The following is a 20,298-nucleotide window of genomic DNA, read 5'->3' as shown; positions in this document are numbered from 1 at the left end:
CCTCTCATGTATCTGTGGGGACGGGTGGGGAGCGGTCAGTCGAGCGGTGAAGCGGGTGATGCTTGGATCAGGGCGGCCATGGGCAGTTCCAGGCGGACTTCCGTGCCGGTGACCGCCTTGCCCTTGCCGATCCGGATACGGGCGCCGACGGACGCGGCGCGTTCGACCATGCCGACCAGCCCGAAGTGGCCGGCGCGTCTGAGGTCATCGAGGGTGATTCCGGCGGGCAGACCGCGCCCGTCGTCGTACACGCTGATCCGCAGGACATCGCCCTTCACTCCGGCGAGGACGACGAGATAGGTGGGGTGGGCATGGCGGTTGGCGTTCTCCATCGCTTCGGAAGCGATGGTGAGCAGTTGCCGGGCCACGACCTGGGGCACGGCCGGGACCGGGGTCTCGTTGAGCAGCCGGAAGCTTGCGGTCAGGCCGTGCCGACGGGTGAAATCTTCCGCGCGCGCCTGCAGTTCGGCCACCACATCGATACCACCGTCGAGTCCCGACTCACGCCGCAGGTCGGACAGCAGCTCACGCGATTCCGCTGCTGCGCGCCGGGCTGAACGGGCGACGAGCTCGGCCTGGTGCTTCACGGTCAGCGGGTCCATCCGGTCGGAAGAGCTGGCCAGACCGTCGGCAGCCATGGCCAGACCGTGAAGTGTCTTGGCGACGGAGTCGTGCATCTCCCGGGCCAGCCGGGTCCGCTCACCTTCGATGGCCTCGTTCACAGCCAGCCGCGCCCGGGTCTCGGTGAGGGCTTGGCTCGCCGTACCGAAGCGCAGCAGCAGATTGCGCAGGGTCACGCCGACCGCGCCGGCAATCACGCAGAAGCCGGGGAGAAGCAGCGCGGTGGCCTCGCTGGCGTGCAGCTGGTCGTCGGTGCCGTACACGCCGAAGATGATCAACGTTTGAAGCGCGGCGAAGACGGCCGCGCCCCGCCACCCGTAGACGAGTCCGGCGAGCAGCGGCGTACAGACCGTGACGTACGCCAGGGTGGATTCCGGTGTGGCCGTGATCAGCAGCAGAGCACCGAAAACGGCGTCGACGCCGAGCAGCCAGGGGTGGCGCAGGAAGAGGGGGCCGAACCGCTCCCAGTCCCGGAACAGGACGTAGGAGCCCATGAAGGTGACGAGAATCGCCGCACCGATCAGCCAGGTGGCGAGGCCGGGTGCTGTGCGGTCGATCGCGAACGGTGTGGCTATGGCCGTCATCGCCAGGCGGAAGCCGAAGACCTGCCGGCACATGGCCTGGAGCGCGTTGAGCTGGATCGCGAAGGCCGGTTGAGCGCCCGGATTCGCCAGGGCCTGGCGTACCTCGCTCGTCAACCCCGGTTTGGAATCGCTGAGTTGAAATGCCATGCGCCTGTCACCTCCGCCAGCTCGTCATACTCATTTTCCCCCGTCACGTGGCTCATCCCTTGATGAACGAGAAGTCGACGTTGGCCCCGTACACGAATCCCACCGTCAGCATGACCAGCGTTCCGGGAAGCAGGAACGAGGTGACCGCGAACGTCGCCTTCGGGACGGCCTTGGCCGCCTTCCGCCGGGCGTTCTGCGCGTCGGTGCGCCGCATGTCGTTGGCGATCTGGATCAGCGTCTCGACGATGGGCGCGCCCAGTTCCTCGCCCTGCTGGAGGGTGGTGACGAACATGGCGACCTGCTCCGAGTCGTTGCGCTTGCGCAGTTCCTCGAAGGCCTGCCGTCGACTGACGCCCATGTCCATCTGGCGCAAGGTGATCCGGAGCTCGTCCGCCCAGGGCCCCTCGTACTTCTCCGCCACGCGCTCCAGCGCCTGGCGGAAGCCCAGGCCCGCCGAGACGACGACCGCGAGGACGTCGAGGAAGTCGGGGAGCGTGCGTTCGATGTGCTCCTTGCGGACGCGGACGGCCGACCAGATGCCGACCTCCACCCAGAAGGCACCGAACGCGAGGAGCAGGATGGAGACGAAGATCTGGCCGCGCATGAGGGTCGACAGGGCGCCGAACACGCCGAGTGCCCCGTAGACCGCACGCCGGGCGGCGTACCGGTCGATGGTGAGTCCACCGGGGTTACCGGCCATGTCGATCTGGTGGCGCTTCTTGTTGACGGCCTTGGGGCCCATCATCCTGAGCACCGCGGGAGCCCACCGCATGCCCATCCGGTCGATTCCGGAGCCGACCGCGCTGGTGCGGCTGGAGCCGACTTCCAGGGCGACCGCGAGGTCGCCGGGCAGCTTGGCGTCGGCCCGGTACATCCGGATACCGGCGATGGCGCCGTACACGGCAAGACCTACAACGAGTGCGAGCAACAAGTCCATGTCCGCTCCTCCCCTCAGACGTCGATACGGGACAGGCGGCGGATCACGATGAATCCGATCGCGTACAGGACGAGCGAGACGATGACCGCGACCTGGCCGATGAACGCACCGGTCATACGGTCGAGAGCACCGGGCATGACGGCGTTCATCAGGAGCATGGCGCCGATGCCGAAGCCGGGGACGGCGTAGGCCGTGACGGTGACCTGCGAGAGCTGCGTCTTGACCTCTCGCCGGGTCTCCTTGCGCTCCTCCAGGGTCTCCGTGAGGTTGCGGAGCGAGCTGACGACCGTACCGCCGGCCCGGTTGGAGAGGACGAGGGTCGTGACCAGGACGACGAGTTCGCGTGACGGCAGCCGCTCGGTCAGTTCGCTCATGGCGTCGTCGAGGGATTCACCGACGCTGAGGCGGCGCGCGACCCGGGCGAGTTCCTCTCCGGCGGGGTCCTCCAGCTCGTCCGCCGCCATGGAGAGCGCGGTGCGCAGGGCGAGTCCGGCCTGGGTGGCGTTGGCGAGGATGCGGGAGAGCTCGGGGAGCTGGTTGATGAAGCGCTCGGTGCGCTTGGTCCGCTGGTAGTTCAGGAAGGCGTTGGTGCCCCAGAGCCCGACCAGCGCGGCGACCGGCCCGAAGAAGGAGGCGAGGATCGACGAGGCGACCATCCACAGGCCTGCCATGGCGATCAGCGCGTAGACGAAGAACTCGCCGGGGGTGATCTCCATGCCGGTGGCGGCGAGCTTCAGCTCGATCCTGCGGCCCAGCCCGGTCTTGCGGAGTCTGCGGTCGACGCCCTGGAAGCGGCGGTGGCGTCCGGCGGCCTGTATCTGGCCGGTGTGCGAGAGGCGGTCGACAAGGGCGTCGCGGTCGGCCTTGCCGCCGGCGTACGCGTGCAGACCCATGACGCCGAGCACGCCGCAGACGAGCGTGACGCCGATCGTGAGAAGGGGGAGATTGGTCATGGGGCGGTACCTACTTGGCCTCTCGGGTGGCGAGCTGTTCGTCGGACGAGGCGACACCGAAGGCCTGGGGAATGGGCTGGCTGGCCATGTAGAGGCGTTCGGCGATCTTGCGCGGGAGCGGGAGGTACTGGAACTGGCCGTAGATCCGCCCGTCGGCGGCCATCGGCTGGGGGATGAAGCGGGCGACGCTGACGATGCGGTAGTTGTCGCGGCCGTGCGAGTCGAGGATCGCGATCTCGGTGATCTTTCGACCACCGTCCGCGTGTCGGGTGAGCTGGACGATCACGTCGACGGCGCTGTTGATCTGGTCGTGCAGCGCCTCGAAGGGGATCTTGATCTCCGACATCGAAGCCAGGGTCTGCAGACGCATCAGCGCGTCCTCGGCGTTGTTGGCGTGGACGGTGGCGAGGGAGCCGTCGTGACCCGTCGACATCGCCTGGAGCATGTCGAGGGACTCGCCGCCACGGACCTCACCGACGACGATGCGGTCGGGGCGCATACGCAGGGAGTTGCGGACCAGGTCGCGGATGCTGATCTGGCCCTTTCCCTCGACGTTCGCCGGGCGGGACTCCAGCCGGATGACGTGGTTCTGCTGGAGCTGCAGTTCGGCGGAGTCCTCGATGGTGATGATGCGCTCGTTGTTGGGGATCAGCCCGGAGAGTGCGTTGAGCAGGGTCGTCTTGCCGGTGCCGGTGGCTCCGGAGACGATGATGTTGAGCTTGGCCTGGACGAGTCCCGAGAGCAGGATCAGCATCTGCTCGTCCAGCGAACCGAAGTTGATCATTTCCTGGAGCGTGAAGGCCCTGGGGAAACGTCGGATGGTGAGCGTGGCACCGGTCAGGGCGAGCGGCGGAATGATCACGTTGACACGCTCGCCGCTGGGGAGACGGGCGTCCACCATCGGGTTGGACTCGTCCACGCGCCGGTTGACGGTCGACACGATGCGCTCGATGGTCTGCATCAGCTGGTCGTGCGAACCGAAGCGCATCGGGAGCTGTTCGACCTTGCCGCTGCGCTCGACGAAGATCTGGTCGGGGCCGTTCACCATGATTTCGGTGATGGACGCGTCCTCGAGCAGCGGTTCCAGGATGCCGAGGCCGAGGGCCTCGTCGACGACCCGGCGGATCAGCTGCGACCGCTCGACGGTCGAGAGGACCGGGCCTTCCCGGCTGATGATGTGCCCGAGTACGCGCTCCAGGCGGGCCCGCCGGTCGGCAGCGGCCAGCGAGGACATCTCCGCGAGGTCGATCTCCTCAAGCAGCTTGGCCCGGTAGGAGGCGACCATGTGGCCGTCTTCCCGCCCCCCGGCTTGCTCCTCGGGGGCGGTGATGCGTGCCCGCAGGCTCATTTCGCTGACTCCTAGATCCGGCTTGCCGGTGTGGTGCGGTGTGGGTGGGGCGGCTGCGCCGCGTCAGTCGCGGGGCATGGTCGAGCTACGTGTGGCGGTGCCGAAGTCGTCGACCCACGGGATGATCGAAGGGATCTTGACCTTGGCGGTGTACGTCACGGTGTCGGCCCCGTACGAGGGAACGAAATATGCGTTGCCGTGCTTGGAGATCCAGCTGCTCATGGCCCGGTGACCTGCCAGCGTCGGCGGAATGTCCGGCAGATCGTGACTGGCCGTACGCGCTGCCGCCCGAGCGCCGGTGCCCGCCTGGTTGGCCGCGTACGCGGCGATGCCCAGCTGGATGGCGCAGAGGCCGACCAGCAGCAACAGCGGGACGAACCCCATGTACTCGAAGGCGACCTGGCCGCGGTCGCGCGGTGACCTTCGCTTGCTCCCGATCATTGGTCAGCCCTCCTTCGCCGAAGCGGCTTCGCCGGTGACCTTCGGCCCCCAGTTGAGTACTCCGGGCACCAGGACGGGCACGGTGAGGTGGACCTTCGCCTTGTACAGGCCAGGCTCGTATCCGCCACAGTCGAAATCGGCCTCGCCCTGCCAGGCGCTCGGCAGGTCCTCCCTCCCGGCCTCCTGGCACGCAGCCGTCTGCCTCCACTGCGAACCGTTCCCGGCCCGCGCTGCCACATCCGCCGCGTTCCCGGCCAGGATGAACGTGTAGCCGAACAGCGCGCACTGCCACAGGGCAATGAGCATCAGGATGATCAGCGGCGTCACCCCGACGAACTCGATCGCCGTCTGTCCGCGGTCGCGTTCACGCCTCCTGCCTATCCGCCCGTCCGCCATCTCTATGGTGGCCATGAATCAACCTGCCCCCTCAGTCGTTTTTGCCACGGCCCGCGGAATCGCCCCGCCTGCGCGAGCGCCCGATCGAACCTCGGTCGTTCTTGTACTTGCCGCCGGCTTCCGCGCCCGCGGGCATCTTCACCAGCCCGAGCTCGCCCGCCAGGGCCCAGAGCGCCTGCTTGACGACGCTCTTCGAGTCGAGCTCGTGCATGCGGCCGGCGTCGACCGCGCCCTGCAGTTCCTTGAAGTTGGCGGGAATCGCGGTTCCCGCGATCCGGGTCCCGGTGATCTTCTGGATCAGCGGGGGCTGGATCTCGGTGTTGCGGCTGTAGCGGTTGACGAGCGTGGTCGTCTCCTCCGCCTTGCGGATCTGGAGCCGGTCCCACATCCGTACGAGCCGCTTCGCGCCGCGTACCGCGACCACGTCCGGCGTCGTGACGAGCAGGGCGAGGTCGGCCATCTCGATGGCTGCGGCGTTGGCGCCGTTCATCTGGCTGCCGCCGTCGATGACCACGACCTCGTACCGCGAACGCAGCGCGCTGACGATCTGCCGGGCGGACCGGTCGCTGACCTCCTCGCCCCGTTCGCCCTCGCCGGGTGCCAGCAGCAGGGCGAGCCCGCTGGGGTGGCTGAACACGGCATCGGCCAGGACGCGGGGGGAGATGTCGCTGATCGCGGCCAGGTCGACGATGGAGCGGCGGAACTGCACGTCCAGGAACGAGGCGATGTCGCCGGACTGCAGGTCCATGTCGACCAGGGCGACGGTGTGGCCGGAGGCCTGGGCGGCCAGGGCCAACTGGACGGAGGTGACGGTCGCGCCGACGCCGCCCTTCGCGCCGCTGACGGTGACGACGGTGCCGCCGGGGCCGGTGAAGACCTCGGCGCCCGCCCCCAGGTGGCGGCGGACTCCGACGGACCAGCCGGCGGCGGCCTGGACGCGCTGGGCCAGTTCCTCGTACGAGAGGGGAAGGCCGACCAGGCCGCGGGCGCCGGAGTCCATGGCTGCGGAGTAGAGCCCGGGGCTCGCGTCGGCGGTGACGAGCACGACCCCGACCGCCGGAAAGCGCAGGGCCACCTCCCGGATCAGCTCAAGGGCTGGAACCGGACCGATCCGCTCGTGCACCAGCACGACCTCGGGCAGCTCGTCCAGTGACTCGGCGGCGAGCCGGGCCAGGGTGTCGAGCAGCGCGGTGGAGTCACCCAGTGGCCCGGCCGGCTCCGCGTCGGGGAGCTGGCTGAGCAGTGTGGTGATGGATCGGGCGGCGTCGGCATCGCCGACAGCCGGGAGGATTCGTGTGCTCATCCGGTCCTCACTTGTTCTTGTCTTCGTCGAGGTTGTAGCTGCCCTCGCCCGGACGGAGCGTGGTCGGGCTGTCGTTCGGCAGCAGGGCCAGCCGGACGTGCTCCGCGAAGGACTCGGCGTAGGCGACGCGCTGCGCGTCGGTGGTGTCCAGGGCGAAGGTGATCGGCACGGCCTCGGTCGGGCCGCTGCGTGAGTCCTCCTTCGGGTCGAGGGAGGTCAGCTGGCCGACGTCGATGACCTTGGCGTTGGGCACGATGACGCGCGAGGTGGGCTGTTCCTTGTCGTTCTGGCCACCGAAGGTCGCGTAGATGTTGACCAGGTTGCCCGGCCGGATCTTGCCGGCGACGCCGGTCGCGGCGTCGATCATGATGGCGATCTCCTGCTGCCCGCTCTCCAGCGCCGGGCGCTTGACGAGCATGTCCTCCTGGAGGAGGGAGCCCTCCCGGAGCTTGGTGACGGCGATCTTGCCGTCCAGCACCGACAGGTCGGTGACGGCGTTCTTGGACAGCCAGCGCTTCGGCATCGAGACCTTCTCGAACTGCCCCGGGTCCAGCGGCCGGTAGGGAAGTATTTCCTTTTTGACCTGGTAGGCAGTCACCTCCGGACCCACCTTCGAGTTCACATCACTGATCACCGAGAGCACACCGGCGAACGCACCGAAGGCACAGAGGACCGAGAGGAGGAGAAGGATGATGCCGCGGCGTTGCCGTGAGTTCATGAGCGGAGCAACCTCGTTGGGAGACGTGGACCGATGAGCGGACAGAGGAGCGGAGCGGGGTCGGGCCGTCGCGGGTCTCGCTGCGGCGTTCCGCCCGTACGGAACGGGGCGGTGCCGTGCGCTGTTCGCCGGGCTGTGGGTGCAGCAGCGGCACACCGCCGTCGCGGTGGCTCACGACCCGTGGTGCATGGGTGTTCCTTGGTTCAGGACACCGGAACCGTGCGTTTGGTTCTCCGGCGGTTTCAGCGGAGCCGAGCACAGGCCGCAGCGGTCGCCGATGAGTTCATTTCCGCACCAGGTGCAGACCTCCCTGCGGACCGAAGAAACCAGCTGATAAATCAGTGAGATATCGGGCAGGAAGGCGGCGAATTCGATCATTTTCGGAGTACCCCACCACGTGGGCGAATCCGCCGGCAAAGCGACTTCGTGAACCGCCTGCACCTGCCAGGCAGGTGCGATCGTGGACGTCACCCAGTCGGACTGCAACTGCCCCTTGGCCACCAGCAGATGGGTGGCGAATTCGGGGCCGGTGAGGTCCCCCGAGCCGATCTTGATCAGCTGGGGGTTCGGATTGGCCAGCACGCCGAACTGCGATCCGGGGACCCATGACTTCGCGTGGGCCTTCAGGCTGACGGGCACCCGGTCCAGTTTGGTGACCGAGTTCAGGAGCCCGCCCGAGTGGATGTAGTGGGAGAGCAGGCGCGCCGCGGAGGCGACGACCCCGGCACTGAAGTCACAGATGGACAACTGCCGCAATTGGCGCACCAGCACAGCCACCCCCAAGGGGGGCAGATCCGACTTGATCAGCGCGATGCGGTCACTTTCCAGCACCGAGCGGATCGTGTGCAGTCGCCGCTCATGGGCGGCAGAGATGCTGGCGGGGTACACCGCGATGACGTAGCCGTGCTGCTCCAGGAGCAGGTGCATGTCCGTCAGTGCCTGGTCGAGCGGCTGCTCGTCCGGCGCCCTCAGGACCACAGCCGTGGGCGTCTGCTGATCGGTCGGAGGCAGCACGAGGTCAGCACTGGTCACTGCTATTGCTGTCGGCACGCTGTTCCCCGTTCGGCTCCGGCCGCCGCGTACCGCCGGCCGCAATCGCTCCTGCCAGGTGCTCCTTGCTCGGGCGCTCCTGCCTCAGCACTTTATCCACGTCCGGGGAGGCAGAGAACACCTTTGGGGGCCCAGTGAGGCAGGGCTCACGAACTCCCCACAGGACGTTCGCCCGACAAATCACCCCAAGTGACTGGTAGTTAAATTCCGTACTATTCGGCGCCTAAGTTGCGAATGCCGAGACAATTCATGATCTTTTTCTGCTTCCGCGCACGTCGGAGGCGTGAGAGCGCGCCCCTTCGGCCACCATCGGCGCTCCCGATGGGCCCCGCGTGAACTCTGGGCCCGAATTGGGGCCCCCGGGCCCACACGGGGTCACGCAGAACCCCCTCGCGGACGCCGAAGGCCCCCGCCGGTCAACGCGACGGCCGCCGGCCAACGCAACGGCCGCCGACAGAAGGCCGGCGGCCGCTCGTCCCGGCGCACGCTCAGCGCGCGGTGTTACTTTCCGAAATCACCCAATTGAGGGAGCAACCGCTCACGCGCCGCCTCCAACTGCTCGTCGTAGTCGGCGGCGAAGATAGCCGGCAAGGACGTCTCAAGGGCTCCGCTGATGACGAACAAAGCGGACCATACCGCCCGGTCGTCGACTTGGGCCGCGAAATCCTTCGTGTGCAGCACCCGGTCCATCCAGTCGGAGAGCACCAGCGCCTGGTCCTGCGACAACTCGATCCTCATGCCGCACCTTCCCGTTGCAGGGCACCCTCACGGCGATTCTCCGCCATCACAGTTTCCCGTCCCGCAGCAAGTACAGGAGCTGGTCGCCGTCCGATCGCCAGCCGCCGAGATACATGCCCACATCCGGCCCGTTCCGGGCGAAGGAGACGTGCAGGCCGGTTTCGTCCACGAAGTGGGTGGCGGGCTTGCCCCGGTACGTTCCCTCGATCCTGCGGGTGCCCGGATTCGTCACCAGGCTTTCGATCGCCTTGATGAACTTCTCCTCGTTCAACTTATTGTAGTTGCCGTGCACCCCGAAGTCTTCGGCGTGCTTGACACCCTGGTTGTTGAGCGACATGTAGTGGTGCGCGGCCCTGTCCTCCTCCATCCAGAAGGTGCCGCACCCGGCCGAAGCGGGCGGTGGCAGGTCGAGGACCCGGAGCAGACCGAAGCTCGCCCTGTCGACGGTCTTGCAGCCACGCTTGAGGTTGCGCAGTGCCTCGTACGACCGGGTCAGCAGTTTCAGCTTGGACTGGACGATGACGTCCGTCGTGAGTTCCGCGCAGGCCCAGAGGTCCTTCTTCATGGCGCAGTTCTCGAGCTGAGTGAGCCCCGTGAGCGTTGCGGTGACCTCCCACAGTTGCTGCATGGCGTCGTTGAAGGCGGGGCCCACGGAGATGATCTGGCACAGAAGTTCGTTCTGCACGCACCACCGGACGGGGTTGTCGGTCATCTCGCAGGTGGGGTCCAGGACACCGCAGCGGTACTGCTTGCGAGCCTGCGCCCCCGGATCGTTCTCCGCGGCTTCCTTGGCTTTCAGCAGTTCCTCGCGCCGGGCTTCCTCCTCCTCCTTGCGCTTCTGCACGGAGATGGTGAAGGCCTGCGTCGCCGCTTCGAGAGCCGCCGCGGAGTCCTTGCCGGCCGCAATGGCCGAGGCGCGTGCCTGATCGGCTTCGAACCATGCCTGGGTGGCGGATGCCTGGGCGTTCTCGGCGGAGACGGTAGCGGTGGTGGCGGATGCGGCCGCGTTGTCGGCGTCACGGTCGGCACGGTCCGCCGCGGCCCGGGCGGTCTTCGCGGACGCGGCCGCGGCGGCCGCCGAGGTCTCTGCGTCCTTGGCGTGCTGCTCGGCCTCGTCGGCGGCTTCCTTGGCGTCGTCGGCCGAATCCTGAGCCTGCTTCGCGTACTTTTCCGCGTCTGCGTCGGCCTTGCGGGCAAGGGCCGCGACCTTCTGCGCGGTGGCCGCGTCCTTCTGCGCGAGCGCGGCGACCTTCACCGCCTCCGAGATCAGTTCCTGCACCAGCGCGAGGTGGGTCGCGGCGAGGAGGTCCTTGCGCTGGGCCATGTACTGGCCCGACTCGATGAACGCGTGCAGCATCTGCGTCGAGCCCTCCAGCGCGATCCGTGCCGCGGACTTCACCTCGGGACCACCGCTGCTGATCAGCTGTGCGGCCCGTACTCGCTCGTCCTCACCGCGCGCTGTGTCCAGCGTGCTCGTCAGGAACGTGCGGTATGCGGCGATCGTCCCGGCCGACAGTGCGGCCCGCCCCGTCCGCTGGACCTCGGGCCCGCCTGTGGAGACGGCCTGGGCGATGGCGACCCGGAAGTCCGACTCACCCGCCTGGTACTGACCCTCCGTCAGGAAAGCCTTGACCTCGGCGGCGCCCCCGTCCAGGGCCACCTCCGCGGCATCCCGTACCGCCTTGATGGAGCTGTCTTCGGCGAGCCGCTCCACATGGGCACGCTCGTCCTGCTCCGCCGCCAGCCGCCATCCGTTACGCAGGTACTCGATGACGACCGCGTCCGTGCCGGTGAGAGCGGACTCGGCGGCGGCCCGCCCCCAGGGGGTGCCCCTCGACATCGTCAGCATGGCCAGTTCACGGCCGTCGGCGGCGATGGCCGCGAAGTCGGCCGCGGGCTGGGCAGCCGCGGTGGCCAGGCGTTGAGCCTCGGCGTCGCGGTCCTTGCTCTCCTGGTCCGCACGGGTCTGCTCGGCCCGACGCGCCTCTTCCTCGGCCTTGGCGTCCTTGGCCAGCTCGATACCCGCGTTGGTGCGGCCCAGCAGCTCCTCCGCCTCGACCTCGCGGGCCAGCGCGTACACGTCCTCGGCCTTGGCAGCCATGGTGGACGCCACATTCGCGGCCGCGGTGGCCGCGTTCGCGTGCGCGGTCGACTTCGTCGCCGCCGTGGCAGCCTCACCCGCATGGTCGGCGGCGTCATCGGCAGCCTCCGCCGCGTTGTTCGCGTGTGTCGCCGCCGACCTGGCCGCGTCACGTGCCTCCCCGGCCGCCGTCGCGGACTTGCGGGCCAGCGCCTCCGCGGCAGCCGCGGCGCGGTTCGCCTCCGTGGCATGCCGGCGTGCGGCCGCGGCCGCGGCTCGCGCTTGCGCAGCCTGCGCGCTGCTCTGACCGGCGTACCCGCTCGCCTCCACCGCGGCGTCCGCGGCAAGGTTGGCGTTCGCCCCGGCACCTGCGGCGGAAGCCGCCGCGTCCCCGGCCGCCGTGGCTGCCACCACCGCCTGATCGGCCGCGTCAGCCGCCAGGTTCGCGCCCTTGGCGGCACCGCGCGCGTTCTCCGCCGCCTTACGCGCCGCCGCCGCGTTGCCCGCGTCCACAGCCGCGTCCGCCGCCGCCCCGCGCGCCTTCGCCGCTGCCTGTGCCGCACCGGCGGCGGCTGCCGCCGCCTGCGACGCGGCACTCGCCGCGATCCGCGCCGAATTGCTCGCGGCATTGGCCGCGTTGATGGCCTTCTGTGCAGCGGCCGCGGCCTGGGACGCGGCCTTGGACGCACGCCCGGCGGCCTGCGCGGCCTTTTCCGTGTCGCCCTTGGCCGCCTCCGCCTCCGCGGCAGCCAGCTGAGCCGCTTCCTTCGCCAGCTTGGCCGCCTCGACCGCCTGCGCCGACGCCTCCTTGGCCGCCGCCGTCTCACCGGCTGCCTGGCGCCCGGCCTCCTGCGCCTGCGCCGCCAACTGGGCAACCGTGGCATGCTCCTGATCCCGGGAGCGTGCCACGAACTGGCCCACTTCCAGGAATTCCGCGATGTCCTGCGCGGTCCCTCCCAGCGCCAGCCGCCCGGCCGCTTGCACGGCAGGCCCGCCCACACTGATGACCTGCACCAGCTGGACCCGGTTGTCCTGCTCACGCTGGCTGTACTGACCGGAGTCCAGGAACTCCTTCACATCCTCGGCCGTGCCGTTCAGCGCGGCCCGCCCCGCCTCCTGGACACCGGGGCCACCCACGCTCATGACCTGCGCCACGAGCACCCGCTGGTCCTGCTCCAGCGGAGACTGCCAGCCGTACAGCAGGAAGTCGTCCAGATCCTCGGGCGTTCCGGCGAGCGCCGCGCGGGCGGCCGCCAGGAGCTCGGTACCGCCGACGCCGGCAAGCTGGGCCGTCAGGACCCGGTTGTCCTGGAGGTCCAGGTCCGAGGAGGCGTCCAGGAACGCCTGCACATCGGCGTCGGTCCCCGTCAGCGCGGCCTCGGCCGCGGCCTTGACGCCGGGCCCGCCCGACTTCCAGAGTTCCACGACCATGCCCCGGTCGGTGGGGACCACCAGCATGGTGCCCGGGACGATCTCGGGCGGAACGTCCTCCGCTGCGGCCGGTGCGGCCCCGAACAGGCCCGCAACCAGAGCGAGCGGCAACAGGGTGGTGATCACTGCGCGTATCGCGCGCGGCGCTCTCCCGGCGCCACCCGGCCCATGCAATCGTCGTTTCAATCTCACGCGTTCCGTCTCCACGTCAACTTGTATCGGTGTGTGCTGAATCGATGCGCGCAGATGATAACTGCGGTCATTTACAAGAGGGTTACCTTCTCGCCACATGGTGCTTTCTTTGGAGAACCTCCGATGGGCGGCTTTTGTTCTCCCTACGAAGGGCTGGCTCCTCGTGCCCGGATCGCACCGAACTGGCTGAAACCAACGGTCAATGTGCGCGAAGGCGAAACAACTCGTCTGCCGTGGACTGCTCTTGACGCCCTGAAAGGTGACGTTTAGCATCCAGCGACATCTTTTCCTGATCATCACATCTTGGCGGGGGCCTCCGGATGCGCAGGCGCCATGCCCGGAAGGACTCCCTGTGGCCCATCGCACCCGTAGAACACTGATTGCCGCAGCCGTGTGCGCACTCGTGGCGGGGGCCGGAATACCCCTGGCCTTTGCCGCCGGTGAGCCCGCCCAGCAAGCCGCTGAGGATATGCCGCCCTTCGCCGTGGAGGACTTCTCGTACCCCGGCGCCGCGAAGATCCTCGCGACCAAGGGCATCGAACTGAAGAAGGGCGACGGGCATGTCCTGCTGGCCGATTGCGACCCCGCGGCCGAGCAGATCAGAGTCCTGACCGTCAAGGACGACACGGTGGGCCGCGCCGGCACCTACTGTTTCCGGGCCACGGCCGCGACGGGCTTCATCACCCTGTCGCTTCCCCGGGTGTTCGCTCTGGAAGCCGCGGACCACCCCATCAGCGCCGACCTCACCGCCAACGGCCAGACGGCCACGATCGACCTGCCCGAAGGCGGCTTCGAGTCCGTCGGAGAGGGCACCGTCGGCGGCGCCCAGTCCGTACTCGTCGAGATCCGCGTCACCGGCTGACCCCGAACCCACGTACCGATCCCGGAAACGCCGCACGTCCGTGGACGGCCTGCCGCACCGGAACCAAGCGGACATCCGTCCAGCGCGGCCCCTCGCCTTCTGAATCAGTCAAGGAAAATCGTGCCCGAAAGAAGATCTCGTACCTCGTGGACGATCGGCCTGCTCGCGACCTCCGTGGCAGCCTGCCTGCTCTCCTCCGCCGCCGCGGTCGCGGTCGGTGGCGACACGGTCAAGACCGGTGACTACGCCTTCACCGCCAAGCTCGACATCGCGAACGGCGAGCGCAGCTGTTCGGGAGCGCTGGTCGACCCGGTATGGGTCCTGACGGCCGCCAGCTGCTTCGCCGACAGCACCGGCCGGGTCCCTTCCGGGGACGCTCCGGAAGGGACGACGGTCACTGCGGGTAGGCCGTCGACCCTGCCCATCACGGTCACGGCCACCAAAATCATTCCCCACCCGGACCGTGACCTGGCCATGGTCCGCCTGAGCTCGTCGTTCCCCTTCACCATCCATCCCGTGTTCCAGGCCGCCCCGATCGCGGTCGCCTCGACACCGGTGACGGCCGGCGAGGACATCCGGGTCACCGGCTACGGACGCACGAAGACCCAGTGGGTGACGGACAGCGCTCACACCGCGACCCCCACGCTCACCGCCGTCGACGAGACCAGCCTCTCCCTGAACGGCACGGCAACCGATAGCGTGGGCATCTGCAAGGGCGACGCCGGCGGTCCCACTTTCCGTACGAGGGCGGACGGAACGCCGGAACTGGTGGGCATTCACTCCCGCTCCTGGGGATCCGGCTGTTACAACTCCGAGGAAACCCGTGACGGTGCCGTGGACACCCGCGTCGACAACGTCAGTTCCTGGATCGGGCGGACCCGCCTGACCAACGTGGACCACCTGACCACCAAGACCGTCACCTCCGCCGACTTCAACGGTGACGGCCGCACCGATGTCGCCGCGGTGCTGACCGACGGCACCCTGCACGCCTTCTACGCCGGAACGGACGGGATCCTCGAATACGGCCGGCCCCTGTGGAAGGACGCGACCTGGAGCGCCTTCTCCAGGATCATCGGAGGTGACTTCAACGGTGACGGCACGGGCGACGTGGCCGCGATGTCGAGCGACGGTCAGTTCTTCCTCTACCCCGGCTCCGCGAACGGATACCTCGGCGCCCGGATCTCGATGTGGAAGGACACCAGCTGGAGCACCGTGCGGCACATCGCCCGCTACAAGGCCGACGCCTCCGGGCGCGACGGCCTGATCACCGTCTGGGGGGACGGCTCGCTGTACGCCTACACCACCGGTCCCAGCGGCGCTCTCACCGGTACCAAGCGAAACATGTGGCACGACAGCACGTGGGGTGGCAAGACACACTTCGCCACCGCGGACTTCAACGCCGACGGCCGGGACGACATCGCGGCGGTCAATGCCACCGGAAGGCTCGACCTGTACGTCGGCAACGCGAGCGGTTCCTTCGCCGCGGCCCGGCAGATGTGGCACGACAACAGCTGGAGTGGCATGGAAGCCATAGCCGGTGGTGACTTCAACGGTGACGGCAAGGGCGACCTGGCCGCCTACTGGTACCTGACGGGTCCGGTCATCTTCCCCAAGCACAACTTCAGCCTGTACCGGGGAGACGGCACCGGCGCCCTCGCCGTCGGCACCACTCTGTGGCCCGCGGACTCCTGAGCCCCCGGCCCCGCAGATGACCCACGTACCGCCCGAACCGGCGACTGTCGGTCCGGGCGGTACGTCGCGTCGGCCCCGATGAGGCGTCGACCGTTACGGCTCGCGATCCGCGGACCGCCTCGGCGTCGACCGAACTCACCCGTCCCGCATGTTCCTTGTCCGCCTCCGGCTCGGCCTGAGGTGACGTTCCCGGCCCACAGATACGCTCCGATCGCCGCGTCCAGCGTGGCCACGCACCTACGGGCGCACACGACCGGCACACGAGCCCGCACCGGTCGACCGGCTTCGCGCGGGCGAACCGGACCGAGATGCGCAGCTCCCCTTCGCGACGCTTTCCCCCATGCTTCGCGACGCTCTCCGGGACGGCTCCCCGACACGATCACGACGCTCTTTGCGCCCGGACGCTGCCAGAGGTCTTGACAACTTGATTGGTCTGGACCAGTTTTAGCGCCCAGCGGTGGCCACCGTTCCTCGATTCCACACCCCGGCACCCCCGTGCCGCACCCCCGGCATCCCCGTGTCGCTTCCCCGCCATCCCCCGACTTCCCCACGGAGGCAGCAAGTGGAACGTTCCCCCGCAACCAGCCGCAGAAGACGTCACACCCGCCCGCTCCTCGGTTCCGCCATGGCCGTGGTGGCCGCGGGCGCGCTGACCCTCACCGGTCTCGTCAGCAGCGCCGAGGCCGCCGACGTCAACGTCGCCAAGAACGCCGGCTTCGAGTCCGGCCTCGCCAACTGGACCTGTTCCGGCGGCAGCGGTGCCACCGTCTCCTCCCCCGTGCACAGCGGCACCGCCGCCCTCAAGGCCACGCCGGCCGGGCTGGACAACGCCCAGTGCACGCAGACCGTCGCCGTGAAGCCCAATTCGACGTACTCCCTGAGCTCCTGGGTGCAGGGCTCCTACGTGTACCTGGGCGCCAGCGGCACCGGCACCACCGACGTCTCGACCTGGACCCCGGGCTCCAGCGGCTGGAGCCAGCTCTCGACCAGCTTCACGACCGGGCCCAGCACCACCTCCGTCACCGTGTACACGCACGGCTGGTACGGGCAGCCCGCCTACCTCGTCGACGACGTCTCGGTCACCGGGCCCGACGGCGGCGGTGGCACCGACCCCGCACCGACGGTCCCCGCGGCCCCCGCCGGTCTCGCCGTCGGCACCGCGACCTCCTCCTCCCTCGCCCTGTCCTGGAACGGGGTGTCCGGCGCGACCGGCTACACCGTCTACAAGGACGGCGCGAAGGCCACCACCTCCACCGGCGCCTCGGCGACGATCACGGGGCTGTCGGCCGACACGGCCTACCAGTTCGCCGTCACCGCCACCAACGCGGCCGGTGAGTCCGTGAAGTCCGCCACCGTCAGCGGGCGTACCGCCAAGTCCGGCGGCGGTGAACCCAACCCCGGCACCTCGGTGCCCAAGCACGCCGTCACCGGCTACTGGCAGAACTTCAACAACGGCGCGACCGTGCAGAAGCTCAGCGACGTGCCGGCGAACTACGACATCATCGCGGTCTCCTTCGCCGACGCCACGGCCACGCCCGGCGCCGTCACCTTCAACCTGGACTCGGCGGGCCTGAACGGCTACACCGTCGCCCAGTTCAAGGCCGACATCAAGGCGAAGCAGGCGGCCGGCAAGAACGTCATCATCTCGGTCGGCGGCGAGAAGGGTTCCGTCGCGGTCAACAGCGACGCCTCCGCCACCAACTTCGCCAACTCCCTCTACTCCCTCATCCAGGAGTACGGCTTCAACGGCGTCGACATCGACCTGGAGAACGGCCTCAACTCCACCTACATGACGAAGGCGCTGCGCTCGCTGTCGCAGAAGGCGGGCTCCGGCCTCGTCATCACGATGGCCCCGCAGACCATCGACATGCAGTCCACCTCGGGTGAGTACTTCAAGACGGCGCTCAACATCAAGGACATCCTGACCGTCGTCAACATGCAGTACTACAACAGCGGTTCGATGCTCGGCTGTGACGGCAAGGTCTACTCGCAGGGTTCGGTGGACTTCCTCACCGCGCTGGCGTGCATCCAGCTGGAGGGCGGCCTGGCCCCGTCGCAGGTCGGCCTCGGCGTCCCCGCCTCCACCAGGGGTGCGGGCAGCGGCTACGTGGCCCCCTCGGTCGTGAACGCGGCCCTGGACTGCCTCGCGAAGGGCACCGGCTGCGGTTCCTTCAAGCCCTCGAAGACCTACCCGGGTCTGCGCGGAGCGATGACCTGGTCGACCAACTGGGACGCCACATCGGGCAACGCCTGGTCGAACGCGGTCGGCCCGCACGTCCACGGCCTCCCGTAACCCGCCTTCGCACCAAGCCTGTTGAACCAGGCGCATCACTGACCAGCAGCGCCGCCGCTCCCCCGGTGGCGCTGCTGCACGTCCGGGGTGCGGCAGGCGTCCCGGGCCTGTACCGGCCCCGCAACAGAGTGAACGGGAATTGCCGCATTCCATGGCTGTTCGGGCAGCCTCGTGGCACCGTTGTCGGGCGCGGTGGTGGTGCGACAGGGGGAGTGACATGGCCGGGGCGCGGGTTCAGGCGCTGAGCGGGTACGATCCGGCGACGCTCGGACCGTACCGGTTGATCGGACGGCTCGCGTCCGGCGGCATGGGACGGATCTATCTCGCCCGCGGCGGGGATCGCGGCGGGCGGGGCCTCGTCGCCGTGAAGACGCTGCTGGCCGAGGGGAGCGTCAGCGACGTCGACCGGCGGCGCTTCGCGCGCGAGGTGGCGGTCGCGCAGCGGGTCGCCAGCGCGTACACGGCGCGAGTCCGGGACGCGGACCCGAACGCGGAGCGGCCGTGGATGGCGATCGACTACATCGCCGCGCCCCCGCTGTCCGAACTGGTGCGGACCTGCGGGGTGTTGCCCGCCTCGGCCGTACGGTGGATAGCCGCCGGCACCGCGGAGGCCCTGGTGACGCTCCACGGCGTGGGCATCGTCCACCGCGATGTGAAGCCGCAGAACGTGCTGCTGCCGCTGGACGGCCCCCGCGTCATCGACTTCGGCATCTCGCACGCCAGCGATCTCACTCTCACGGGCCTCACGCTCGGCACGATCGCCTTCACCTCGCCCGAGCAGGCGCGTGGCGAGGAGTCGACCGCCGCTTCCGACGTCTACTCGCTGGGCGCGACCCTGTTCCTGCTCGCCACCGGACGGCCGCCCTACGCCTCCGACGGCGACACCCTGCGGCTCCTGGCCCGTGTCCAGCGCGGCGAACTCGACCTCGGCGGGCTGCCGAAGGAGCTCGTCACGACGATCCGGCCGTGTCTCGCCGTCGACCCGGGCCGGCGTCCCGAGCCCGCCGGCCTGCTCGCCCGCTTCCGCGAGGCCCAGGCCCATCTGCCCGCCTCCCACAGCGGCACCCGGTGGCTGCCTCCGCGGTGGACGGCGCTGATCGGCGCGTACGCGACCCAGGGCCTGGAGCTCGCCGACGACCGCCGGACGAGCCGACCGCGGCCGCCGACGTCCAACCCGGCGGCCCCGACCCTCATCCAGCGCACGAACGTGGTGCCGCCCCCGCCGCCGACGCTGATCTATCCGCCGGAGCGCCAGGCCCGGGCGGCCCGCGACCGCACACGCCGCGACCGCACACGGCAGGAAATGGCGGCACTCGCGGAACTGGCGGAGCGGCAGCGCGCGGAGCAGGCCGAACAGGAGCGCGCCGAACGGGAACGCGTCGAGGCGGCCCACCAGGAGGCCGAGCGGCAGGCGGCCCAGCGCCAGGAGGCCGAGAGCGCACGGCGTGAACGGGAGCGCGCGGCGCAGGAACAGGCGCGTGCCGAGCAGGAGCGCGTGCGCAGGCGTGCCGAGCAGGAGCGGGTCCAGCGGGAGCGCGCGGCGCGGGAGCGTGCCGAGCGGGAGCGCGCGGCAAGGGAGGAGGCCGCGCGGGCGTCGAGGGTACGCGCCGAACAGGAGGCGGCGCGGCGGGCCGCCCGGGCGCGCACGTCCTCGCCCAGCACCGCCCCGACCGGGCCGGGCGTGACGCGTCCGACGCCTCCGCGGACCGGTTCCACGGGGAACTCCTCTGCGCTGGGCTGGCTGGTCGCCGTGGCCGTCGTCATCGGGCTGCTGGCCTGGCAGCCCTGGGAGACGACGGGCAACGGGAGCGGCAGCGGAGGCAGTTCGTCCAGCTCCGGTGGCAGCGGCTCCGCATCGTCCGACACCGGCAGCGGCACCCGGTCGGACGACACGGGTACGGGCACCGACAGCGACAACACCTACGACGACTCCGGCAGTGACACCGTGGACGAACCGACGCCGACGCCCACTCCCACGCCGACCCCGACCCCGACCCCGACTCCGGATGCCGGCGACCGGGCGTTCGCCGCTGTGCGGGCCGGTGACTGCCTCGACGTGTACAACGACGGGCACGACGACATGAGCGCCGACCGCCCCGTCCGGGTGAGCTGCAGTGCCTCCAACGCGTACATGCACGTCAACCGTGTGAGCACCCGTTCCGGAGGTTCCAGTTCCTGCGACACCGGCGCCGGCTTCACCTGGTGGAGCAGATCCGGTGACGACGGGGTCGACAGGACGCTCTGCCTCGACCGGGTGTACCAGGTGGGCCAGTGCTTCCCCGCGGACGTGACCGGGGCCACCAACGCCGATCTCACGGTGGTCTGGCGCTGCAACGCGTCGACCGTGCCCAAGGCGGGCCAGTCGATCCTGCGGATCACCGGGTTCTACCGCGCTCCCACGGCGGGCCAGAACTGGACCTGCCCGTCGGGGCGCGGCGAGAAGTTCTGGTACTGGCAGGTGAACAAGGGCCGGAGCATCATCTGCGCGTCGGCGGCCTGATCCGGCCGGTCA

15 protein-coding genes are annotated in these 20,298 nt (G+C 69.3%); 4 read left to right on the top strand and 11 right to left on the bottom strand.

Translation table 11 applies throughout. The features are described from left to right. Positions 1 to 35: 35 nt before the first annotated feature. From ABZ434_RS21695 to ABZ434_RS21645, 11 genes are all read right to left on the bottom strand, one after another. Entirely contained in the window at positions 36 to 1,352 is a 1,317-nt protein-coding gene (locus ABZ434_RS21695; protein ID WP_359139194.1) for a histidine kinase, read from the bottom strand. 52 nt (positions 1,353 to 1,404) lie between these two features. After that, complete coding sequence (locus ABZ434_RS21690; protein ID WP_359139192.1) at positions 1,405 to 2,289, bottom strand: DUF5936 domain-containing protein; 885 nt, start codon at positions 2,287 to 2,289, stop codon at positions 1,405 to 1,407. A gap of 14 nt (positions 2,290 to 2,303) precedes the next feature. Beyond that, the gene (locus ABZ434_RS21685) at positions 2,304 to 3,242 is read right to left on the bottom strand and encodes a type II secretion system F family protein (RefSeq protein WP_359139189.1); all 939 of its coding nucleotides are present in this window, start codon (positions 3,240 to 3,242) and stop codon (positions 2,304 to 2,306) included. A gap of 10 nt (positions 3,243 to 3,252) precedes the next feature. Further along, positions 3,253 to 4,590 (bottom strand): CpaF family protein, encoded by a 1,338-nt coding sequence (locus ABZ434_RS21680; protein ID WP_359139186.1) that lies wholly within the window; start codon positions 4,588 to 4,590, stop codon positions 3,253 to 3,255. A 63-nt stretch (positions 4,591 to 4,653) separates the two neighbouring features. Continuing rightward, positions 4,654 to 5,031, bottom strand: a complete 378-nt coding sequence (locus tag ABZ434_RS21675) for a TadE/TadG family type IV pilus assembly protein (RefSeq protein WP_359139183.1) — start codon at positions 5,029 to 5,031, stop codon at positions 4,654 to 4,656. Positions 5,032 to 5,034: 3 nt separating this feature from the next. Then, positions 5,035 to 5,442, bottom strand: coding sequence for a TadE family protein (locus ABZ434_RS21670; RefSeq protein WP_359139181.1), 408 nt, complete (start codon positions 5,440 to 5,442; stop codon positions 5,035 to 5,037). 16 nt (positions 5,443 to 5,458) lie between these two features. Next, on the bottom strand, positions 5,459 to 6,730 hold the full coding sequence (locus ABZ434_RS21665; protein WP_359139178.1) for an AAA family ATPase: 1,272 nt from the start codon (positions 6,728 to 6,730) through the stop codon (positions 5,459 to 5,461). A gap of 7 nt (positions 6,731 to 6,737) precedes the next feature. Beyond that, positions 6,738 to 7,448, bottom strand: a complete 711-nt coding sequence (gene cpaB, locus ABZ434_RS21660; protein ID WP_359139176.1) for a Flp pilus assembly protein CpaB — start codon at positions 7,446 to 7,448, stop codon at positions 6,738 to 6,740. Positions 7,449 to 7,619: 171 nt separating this feature from the next. Then, the gene (locus tag ABZ434_RS21655) at positions 7,620 to 8,480 is read right to left on the bottom strand and encodes a hypothetical protein (protein WP_359139173.1); all 861 of its coding nucleotides are present in this window, start codon (positions 8,478 to 8,480) and stop codon (positions 7,620 to 7,622) included. A 519-nt stretch (positions 8,481 to 8,999) separates the two neighbouring features. Next, complete coding sequence (locus ABZ434_RS21650; protein WP_359139170.1) at positions 9,000 to 9,236, bottom strand: hypothetical protein; 237 nt, start codon at positions 9,234 to 9,236, stop codon at positions 9,000 to 9,002. 46 nt (positions 9,237 to 9,282) lie between these two features. Beyond that, positions 9,283 to 12,873: a colicin D domain-containing protein gene (locus tag ABZ434_RS21645; protein WP_359139167.1), complete on the bottom strand. Its 3,591-nt coding sequence runs from the start codon at positions 12,871 to 12,873 to the stop codon at positions 9,283 to 9,285. Positions 12,874 to 13,408: 535 nt separating this feature from the next. Between ABZ434_RS21645 and ABZ434_RS21640 the strand changes: the two genes are divergently transcribed. From ABZ434_RS21640 to ABZ434_RS21625, 4 genes are all read left to right on the top strand, one after another. Continuing rightward, entirely contained in the window at positions 13,409 to 13,801 is a 393-nt protein-coding gene (locus ABZ434_RS21640; protein ID WP_359139165.1) for a hypothetical protein, read from the top strand. A 120-nt stretch (positions 13,802 to 13,921) separates the two neighbouring features. Further along, a complete protein-coding gene (locus tag ABZ434_RS21635; RefSeq protein ID WP_359139162.1) occupies positions 13,922 to 15,493 on the top strand; it encodes a trypsin-like serine protease in 1,572 nt (523 codons plus the stop codon). Positions 15,494 to 16,055: 562 nt separating this feature from the next. Further along, entirely contained in the window at positions 16,056 to 17,786 is a 1,731-nt protein-coding gene (locus ABZ434_RS21630; protein WP_359139159.1) for a glycoside hydrolase family 18 protein, read from the top strand. Between the two features lie 217 nt (positions 17,787 to 18,003). Beyond that, positions 18,004 to 20,286, top strand: coding sequence for a protein kinase (locus ABZ434_RS21625; RefSeq protein WP_359139156.1), 2,283 nt, complete (start codon positions 18,004 to 18,006; stop codon positions 20,284 to 20,286). Positions 20,287 to 20,298: the final 12 nt, after the last annotated feature.

Origin of the sequence: Streptomyces sp. NPDC005761 (assembly GCF_040630635.1) — a bacterium.
GTDB lineage: Bacteria > Actinomycetota > Actinomycetes > Streptomycetales > Streptomycetaceae > Streptomyces.
The sequence above is the reverse complement of the archived record's forward strand: the minus strand, read 5'-3'. Positions and strand labels throughout refer to the sequence as shown.

Coding starts and splice junctions, on each gene's coding strand:
- cpaB (WP_359139176.1), bottom strand. CDS start 7,448: ATGAACTCACGGCAACGCCGCGGCATCATCCTTCTCCTCCTCTCGGTC.
- ABZ434_RS21640 (WP_359139165.1), top strand. CDS start 13,409: ATGCCGCCCTTCGCCGTGGAGGACTTCTCGTACCCCGGCGCCGCGAAG.
- ABZ434_RS21690 (WP_359139192.1), bottom strand. CDS start 2,289: ATGGACTTGTTGCTCGCACTCGTTGTAGGTCTTGCCGTGTACGGCGCC.
- ABZ434_RS21695 (WP_359139194.1), bottom strand. CDS start 1,352: ATGGCATTTCAACTCAGCGATTCCAAACCGGGGTTGACGAGCGAGGTA.
- ABZ434_RS21680 (WP_359139186.1), bottom strand. CDS start 4,590: ATGAGCCTGCGGGCACGCATCACCGCCCCCGAGGAGCAAGCCGGGGGG.
- ABZ434_RS21625 (WP_359139156.1), top strand. CDS start 18,004: ATGGCCGGGGCGCGGGTTCAGGCGCTGAGCGGGTACGATCCGGCGACG.
- ABZ434_RS21675 (WP_359139183.1), bottom strand. CDS start 5,031: ATGATCGGGAGCAAGCGAAGGTCACCGCGCGACCGCGGCCAGGTCGCC.
- ABZ434_RS21685 (WP_359139189.1), bottom strand. CDS start 3,242: ATGACCAATCTCCCCCTTCTCACGATCGGCGTCACGCTCGTCTGCGGC.
- ABZ434_RS21650 (WP_359139170.1), bottom strand. CDS start 9,236: ATGAGGATCGAGTTGTCGCAGGACCAGGCGCTGGTGCTCTCCGACTGG.
- ABZ434_RS21665 (WP_359139178.1), bottom strand. CDS start 6,730: ATGAGCACACGAATCCTCCCGGCTGTCGGCGATGCCGACGCCGCCCGA.
- ABZ434_RS21670 (WP_359139181.1), bottom strand. CDS start 5,442: ATGGCCACCATAGAGATGGCGGACGGGCGGATAGGCAGGAGGCGTGAA.